Below are 8,115 nucleotides of genomic sequence, written 5' to 3' on the forward strand. Positions count from 1 at the left end.
TCCACCCGAGGAGCTGACCACCCAGATCGACACCCTGACCACCGCGCTCAACCCCGCCCTGCGCGCCGCCTACGGTCTCGGACCCGACACCGCCGCACAGCTGCCCATCACCGCCGGCACCAACACCCACCGAATGCGCTCAGAGGCGGCGTTCGCCATGCTCGCCGGCGTCGCCCCGATCCCCGGCCTCCTCCGGCAAAACCACCCGCCACCGGCTCTCCCGCGGCGGGGACCGTGCCGCCAACAACGCGCCGCACCGCATCGCACTAGTCCGCTGGTCCCACGATCCACACACTGGCGACTACGTCGCCCGCCAACTCGCCGCCGGCCGCTCCAAAAAAGACGTCCTGCGTCTACTCAAACGAGCCATCGCCCGCGAGATGTACAAACATCTCACCGCCCCTGCCCGATCGACAACTACACACACCTACGCCCCACACGACAAGCCAAAAACATCACCCTGACCACCGCTGCAGCACACTTCGGCGTCTGGCCCAACGACATCTCCCGAGTCGAACGCGGCCTCAAACGCGACGACACCCTCGCCACCAACTACCGCCAATGGCTCGGCACCCAGCTCACCCACGCCGCTTGACCTTTAGCACAGATAGGAGCATCAAGTTGACTCATCAGGAATGCGCGCGAAAGGGTGATTCGTTGCGTCATTAGAATGCGCGCGTACGCCGGATGGATGGGGTTGACGTTGGCAGAAACGAGTTGTGCGCCAACATCGGGTGGCACCGAAACCATGCCCGCAAGGCGCTCGTAGCGCCGGGGAAACAGGTGATTTCAGTGACCGCGATTACTCGCCGGAATCGCCTCATCGCCACCGGTCGCGAGCTCGAGCACATGAATCTCGCCAGTCGCCCCGTCGACCTCGATGAGCGCTCCCGAGGGTAGGAACGACGTAGCGTTCTGAACGTCAACTACGCAGGGGAAACCGAACTCGCGAGCCACCACGGCAGCGTGCGACATGGGGCCGCCCAGCTCGGTCACCACGGCCGCCGCGTAGCAGAAGGCCGCCGTATAGCCGACGTCGGTGACCTCCGCGACCAAGATCTCACCAGGTTGGAGGTCATCGATGGTCTCCGGCCGGACGATCCGGACTCGGCCGCGCACTCGGCCACCGCAGACACCAACGCCACGCAATGTCTCCCCGGCCATAAGGGCTGCCGACGAACCCGTTGACGGCTCCCAACTCCCGCTGAACACGGTCGGCGGCACGACGGCGCTCAGCCGGCGTTGTTCGGCTCGACGCCGGGCCGCCAGCGCGGCAGCCTCAGCAGGCAGCGCATCGAGTTCGTCGACCAACAGGTAAAACACGTCGTCCGGGTTATCGAGGACACCAGCCTCAACCAGCCGGTTCCCATGCTCGCGCAGCAGACCGCGCAGCACCCAAATCGCGCGAACCATCTTGTCGCGGCGGACTTCGCGGTCGCGCAGCTGCCGCGCCGCCAAAAGCGCAATAGGCTTGGCCCGCCATGGAATTGCTGGCCGCTCCGGCTGAGGCGTGCTTGGCGCGCTCAATGCCTTCGTCACCATTCGGACCAGTAACTCTGGGTTGTCGGCGTAACTGGTCGACAGCATCTCGACCTCGGCCGGCCCGCGGTGCCCGATCAACGAAATCTCCTGCAGCACAGCGGCGTAAAACTCTGGAGCTGCCACGGCGAGTTTACCGAGACGCTCCCCCGGCTCGTCCAGTACGCGCAGCACCGCCGGGTCACTCCGAGCGGCGAGCACCAGGCGCCGCACAGCTTCCACAGATCGCGCGCTGACCAATTGCGGCCCGACCGCTGGCGCGGCGTCGTGTCCGGACAAGCCGCGCAACAACACGTTGAGCGCTGCACACAACATGAACGACCCAGAAGCCAGCACCCAGCCATGCACCACGTGGTCGCGCGCCAGCAAGATCAGGCTCAACAGCCGCCGATCGTCGAGCCTGGAAACCTCGCGGCTCAAATACTCCAGGCGATCGACGTCCTCGAGGTAGTCGTTAGTGTCGAGCGGCGACCCGGCGCTCAACCCAACCAGATTGACCCCGAAAACCCCGATATTACGCAGGGTGCGCACCAGCCGGTGGGCGCGCCGTGACTCCGACGGGCGTTGCTCGCCAAAGATGGGCAACGACGCCATGCTGGGTCCGAAAAACCCGCTGTTACTGACGATCATCGACGGCTTGGCGAATGGCACCGTCTCGGCCATGAAGTGGGCCGAGGTGATGGCGCCATAGAGCCGGTGGGCGAATACCGCAACGGTCCGCATTGCGATTTCGCGCTGGATTACCCCACCCGGTCGCAGCCGCTCGGCAATCCCAACGCCGCCGGCGCGTAGACCCCGCACCGTGACCGACGCCGACGAAGGAGAGAACGGACCGGGCAGTGCCTCAGACAAATTGGTGGCCAGAAACGTCGGGAAGCGCGGGTCAATAGGTGTGTCAAACTCACCGTTAACACCTTCAGGACCAGACAATCTGGGGATCACCCCATCCTCGGCTGGGGCATCGACGGCCGGAAGATCCTGAATGGTGGCCAGCCGCCAGGGCAGCGCTATCACCTTTCTGCCCAGGGAAACCCGACCACGCACAGCCAAAGAGAAGTCCGCTAGGGATTCCTCGGCGGTCCACGCGGGATGGAACTGCCACTCGTCGTGCAGCCGAGTAGTGTCCATCACCGGGATACCTTGCACCAGTTCAAATTCGGCAAAGGATGAAACGTGGCGTCGGACGCTGGTGGCAACCGGCAGAAGTGGCCGCCCGAGCGCGGCGGCGATCTGATGCAGCGTCAGTTCACCCGGGGCGGCCAAATTCACGGCACCGCTGTCGGTACCCAACACTGCGCGGGCTAGCACCCGAAGCACATCGTCAACGTGGACCACTTGCACGACGGAATCGGCTGATCCGTTCGGAAACACCGGCAGCGTCAACAGCCGAAGCGCCCAGTTGTCGACGTAGCGGCCCACGATGAGCGCAGAGCGGATGGCAACCCACCGTGCGCCAGAGTCGGCTAGCATCTGCTCGACGTGGGCTTTATGCACCCCCTCGGCGGAAGTCGGTGCTGTGCGGTCGCTTTCGAAAGCCGTGGCGCCCGGACCGTAAACATGGGCGGAGCTGGTGAAGATGATGCGACCTGTGCCGGACTTGTTCATCGCCTGCAGAACGTTGCGGGTACCGTCGAGGTTGACCTGCTGGCTAATGCGCCGGTCGGGTCCAGCGCTGCTGGCCCACGCGCAGTGCGCGACGCCGTCTGCTCCCTGTATCGCGCGACCGACCGCGGCCGGGTCTCGGATATCGGTAGCGACGAATTCAGCTGCAGCCGGCCAACTTTTGGGACGATGACGGGCAATACCGGTAACCTCGTGGCCTTGGCTGAGCAGTCTGGCGACGAGGCCGCGGCCTAGTACTCCGCTGGCCCCGGTGACCGCGACTTTCACTGAGTCTCCTCGTCGTCGTCCATGAACGCCGCGTTGACCAGATCGTCGAGGTCCATGTCCGCGATGGTTTTCTCAGTGGCCTGCGCCGGTGATGGCGCTTCACCGTTCCCGCCGGTCTCCTGCGCCAACGCCAGCAACAGGTCCAGCACTCCTGCCTGTCGAAGGCGCTTGATCGGAATTGACGCCACCACGGCCTGCAGTTCGGCTTCCCCGGGCGCGGCAGCCGGGGCATCCGGTGGCGAGGAGCCGAGCAGTTCGCGGTGCATGTAACCAGCGAGCGCAGCGGAGTTGGGGTAGTCGAAGATAAGCGTAGGTGAAAGCGCTAGGCCGGTTGCCGATTTGAGCCTGTTGCGCATTTCGACCGCGGTGAGCGAATCAAAGCCCAGCTCTTGGAACGCGCGGTCCGGAACGATCGCCTCTGGGCTTGAGCTTCCCAGCACCGTCGCGATGTTAGACCGCACCAGGTCCAATAAGACGGCGCGCTGCTCATCTTCGTGCAGGCCTTCGAGTCTTTGCAGCAGAGCAGATTTCGACTTCGCAGCAGCCAATGAGTCGTCGACTTGGCGCCGCGTTGGCGCGTTGATCAGGTCGACGAACATCGGCGGCAGGGTGCCGCTATCGAACTTGACCCGCAACGCGGCGAAGTCGATGTGGGCCGGCAACATAAATGGTTCGTCGATAATCATGGCGGTGTCGAGCAATCCCAAGGCCTCGTCGGCGGACATCGCCACGATGCCGTCGCGGGCGAACCGCTTGAAGTCGACGGTCGCCAACCCTCCGGTCATGGTGCTGGCTTGATCCCACAGACCCCAACCCAACGAGCTCGCCGGCAGGCCGTGGGCCCGCCGGTGTACGGCCAGGGCATCCAAGAACGAGTTGGCGGCCGAATAGTTGCCTTGACCCGACGATCCCACCAGCCCGGCCATCGACGAAAACATCACGAAGGCGGACACATCCAGCTCGCAGGTCAACTCGTGCAGATTCCAGGCCGCGTCCACTTTAGCCCGCAGCACCGTTTCCATCCGCTCAGGAGTCAGCGAGGTCACCACCGCGTCATCGAGTGCGCCCGCGGTGTGGATCACGGCCGACAATGGATGCTGCACCGGAATATCGGCGATCACCTTTGCCAGCGCAGCCCGATCGGCCGCATCGCATGCCACCACCTGTGCCTGCGCGCCAGCGGCCGCCAACTCGGCTACCAATTCCGCTGCCCCCGGCGCATCCGGACCGCGCCGACTGACCAAGACCAACTGACGCACCCCATGGCGAGTCACGACGTGGCGCGCCAACGTCGAACCTGCCATACCGGTGCCACCGGTGATCAGCACCGTGCCTGCCGCCCAGGCATCCGGCATGGTCATCACGACCTTGCCGACGTGCCGCGCCTGGCTCAGGTAGCGCAACGCCGCCGGCGCGCGCCGCACATCAAACGTAGTGACCGGCAAAGGCCGTAGCACCTCGTCGCCGAACAATGCGGCCAGCTCGGCGAGAATCTGCTGAATGCGGTCCGGGCCCGCCTCGAAGAGATCGAAGGCACGGTAGCGCACACCCGGGTGCTGCTGCGCGATCAATCCTGGTTCGCGGATGTCGGTCTTGCCCATCTCTAAGAACACTCCACCGGGGGCGACCAGACGCAGTGAGGCGTCCACGAAGTCACCGGCCAGCGAGTCCAGAACGATATCCATGCCGTGCTCACCGGAGCCGGCCCGGAACTTGTCCTCGAATTCCAGGCTGCGCGAATCGGAGATGTGGTCGTCGTCAAAGCCCATGGCCCGCAAGGTGTCCCATTTGCCCTTGCTGGCGGTGGCGAACACCTCGAGACCCCAATGCCGGGCCAGCTGCACCGCCGCCATGCCCACACCACCAGTTGCCGCGTGCACCAATATGCGCTGCCCCGGTTGGACGGACGCCAGATCGCGCAGCGCGTAATAGGCGGTGGCGAACACCACCGATGTGGTGGCCGCGGCGGTGTGCGACCATCCCGCCGGTACCGTGACCAGCAACCTGCGGTCGGTGGTGGCGATCGTCCCGGTTCCTTCCGGGAACAAGCCCATGACACGGTCGCCAACCGCGAAGCATTCCTCTGCTGAGGTGATTTCGACGACGACGCCGGACGCCTCGACACCCATCACGGCGTCTGGGTCGGGATAGAGACCCAGCGCGATCATTACGTCCCGGAAATTGGCGGCAACGGCTGACAATGCCACCCGGACACAGCCTGCCTGCAGCGGCGCGTCAGCATCCGGAATCGGCTCCAGCCGCAGATTTTCAAATGTGCCCGCCGCGCTCATGCCCAGCTGCCACGGACCATCATTCGGGGGTACCAACAGAGCGCCGACCGCTCGGCTGCCATGTACGCGCGCGGTGTGCACCTGGCCGCCGCGCCACAAGACCTGTGGCTCGCCGACGGCCAGCACCGCAGCTAACGCAGCTTCGTCCAATGCCGCATCGATATCAGCCAGGACGATGCGTCCCGGATGCTCGGTCTGCGCCGACCGCACCAATCCCCATACCGCGGCGCCCGCCAGGTCAGTGACGTCTTCGCCGGGTAACGCCACTGCGCCCCGCGTCGTCACAACGAGTACGCCTGCGCCATCACGAGCCAGCCACGACTGCAACACCTCGAGCATCGCGCTGGTCGCCGAGTAGACATCGGCCACGACGTCACCCACCGCCGGTGCCGATTCGAACACCACCGCCGAGACGGAAGTGTTCAATTCCCCCGTCTCCCAGATTTTTATCGGTACTGGCTCCAATACGGCTGCTGGCTGTGCGGTCCAGTCCACCTGGAACAGCCGGTCCGGACCTGATCCGGACACCGCCGCCCGTAACTGCTGATCGGTCACGGGCCGCGCCACCATTGACGCTATCGACAACACCGGCAGACCCAGCCCGTCCGCCAATTCGATCGATACCGACGATCGACCCACCGGCGCGATCCGCGCTCGAACCGCCGACGCTCCGGCGGCATGCAGCGACACCCCTTGCCAGGAGAACGGGACCAGGACCGAGCCGTCGGGAATTTCGAAAGCCTTGCTGGCAGAGAGGATCACCGCATGTAACGCCGCATCCAATAGCACCGGGTGGACGCCGAAGCCGGCAACCGACACCCCGGCATCGGTGGGTAAGGCGACCTCGGCGAACACCTCATCACCGCGACGCCACATCGCGTTGAGTCCGCGGAACGCCGGGCCGTAACCGTACCCACGTTCGGCCAATTGTTGGTACCCGTCACCGACTTCCACCGGTACCGCGCCCACAGGCGGCCACGCCGCCAAATCGGCTGTCGGCTGCAAAGATCCGGCACTGAGCATGCCCTCGGCGTGCAACAGCCAGCCGGCGCCGGCCGCAGCGCGTGAGTACACCGACACGCTGCGCGCGCCGGAGTCGTCGGGACCGCCCACGACTACCTGAACTGAGACCGAGGCGCCGGCCGGTAGCACCAGCGGTGCTGCGAGGGTCAGCTCATCGACCACTGTGCAGCCCACTTCGTCACCGGCTCGAATCACCAACTCGATGAAGCCCGCTCCCGGGAAGATCACTGCGCCGCCAACGGCGTGATCGGCCAACCAGCCCTGCGTGCTCAACGACAATCGCCCGGTCAGCACTACGCCGCCCGATGTCGGCAACTCCACCACCGCGCCCAGCAAGGCATGCTCACTGGCCGCTAATCCGAGCCCGGCGGCGTCGGCCGCAGCTCCGTCACCAGACAGCCAGAACCGTCGCCGCTCAAAGGCGTACGTCGGCAACTCGACGAAGTTCGCCCGCCCCACCACAGCGCGCCAGTTCACGCTGACGCCGGCCACGAAGGCTTGGGCCACGGCGCTGACCAACGTCACCGGCTCGGGGCGATCCTTGCGCAGCGCGGAGATCGCCAGGACGGCCGAATCCGGTAGTGATTCTGCGATCGACGCGGTAAGGCCGCTGCCTGGGCCAACCTCGATAAACCTGGTGGCACCCGATGATTGGGCAAATCGGACGCTGTCGGCGAACCGGACCGCCTCCCGGACGTGATGCTTCCAGTAGGCGGGCGAGCCGAAGTCGTCGCCGGCCCGCTGTCCGGTTAGGTTGGAGATGATTGGGACCGTAGCTTGTCCGATCGTGAGACCGCTGGCTACCGATCCGAATTCGTCGATCATCGGGTCCATAAGCGGCGAGTGGAACGCGTGCGAGACGGCCAGTCGATGCACCCGACGGCCGTCAGCGCGCAGCTGATCAGCGACCGCGAGTACCGCGTCCTCGGCGCCGGAAATCACCACGGAGGCTGGGCCATTGACGGCGGCGACGCTGACTTCGGCGCCCAGTAGCGGCGCCACTTCTGCTTCGGTGGCCGCCACCGCGATCATCGCTCCGCCGGGCGGCAGAGCCTGCATGAGCCGGCCTCGTGCGGCGACCAGCACGGCAGCGTTCTCCAGTGTCAAGACGCCGGCTACATGTGCCGCGGACAACTCACCGACTGAATGACCCATCACGAAGTCCGGCCGCACTCCCCAGGACTCCAGCAGCCGATACAACGCGACTTCTACCGCGAATAGCGCTGGCTGGGCGAACTCTGTTGTGTTGAGCAGACTTTCGTCGTGCCCCCAGATGACTTCGCGTAGCGGGCGCAGCAAGTGTCGGTCCAGTTCGCCAACGACGGCGTTGAACGCCTCGGCGAACACCGGGTATCCGGCGTGCAATCCCATT

Annotated in this window: 2 protein-coding genes and 1 pseudogene; 1 reads left to right on the forward strand and 2 read right to left on the reverse strand. The window is 65.3% G+C overall.

Annotation, left to right across the window (positions count from 1 at the left end):
- Window positions 1–595 (forward strand): annotated as a pseudogene (locus tag F0Q45_RS28720) (IS110 family transposase); the annotation flags it as partial.
- A 194-nt stretch (window positions 596–789) separates the two neighbouring features.
- Here F0Q45_RS28720 and F0Q45_RS22575 read toward each other — a convergent pair.
- Window positions 790–3,429 carry a sugar epimerase family protein gene (locus F0Q45_RS22575; RefSeq protein ID WP_149656035.1) on the reverse strand — a complete coding sequence of 880 codons (2,640 nt, stop codon included), beginning with the start codon at window positions 3,427–3,429 and terminating at the stop codon, window positions 790–792.
- On the reverse strand, window positions 3,426–8,115 hold a 4,690-nt coding region (locus tag F0Q45_RS22580; protein WP_149656036.1), incomplete at its 5' end, for a type I polyketide synthase. The genes F0Q45_RS22575 and F0Q45_RS22580, both read right to left, overlap by 4 nt.

Origin of the sequence: Mycobacterium simiae (assembly GCF_008370645.1) — a bacterium.
Classification (GTDB): domain Bacteria; phylum Actinomycetota; class Actinomycetes; order Mycobacteriales; family Mycobacteriaceae; genus Mycobacterium; species Mycobacterium simiae_A.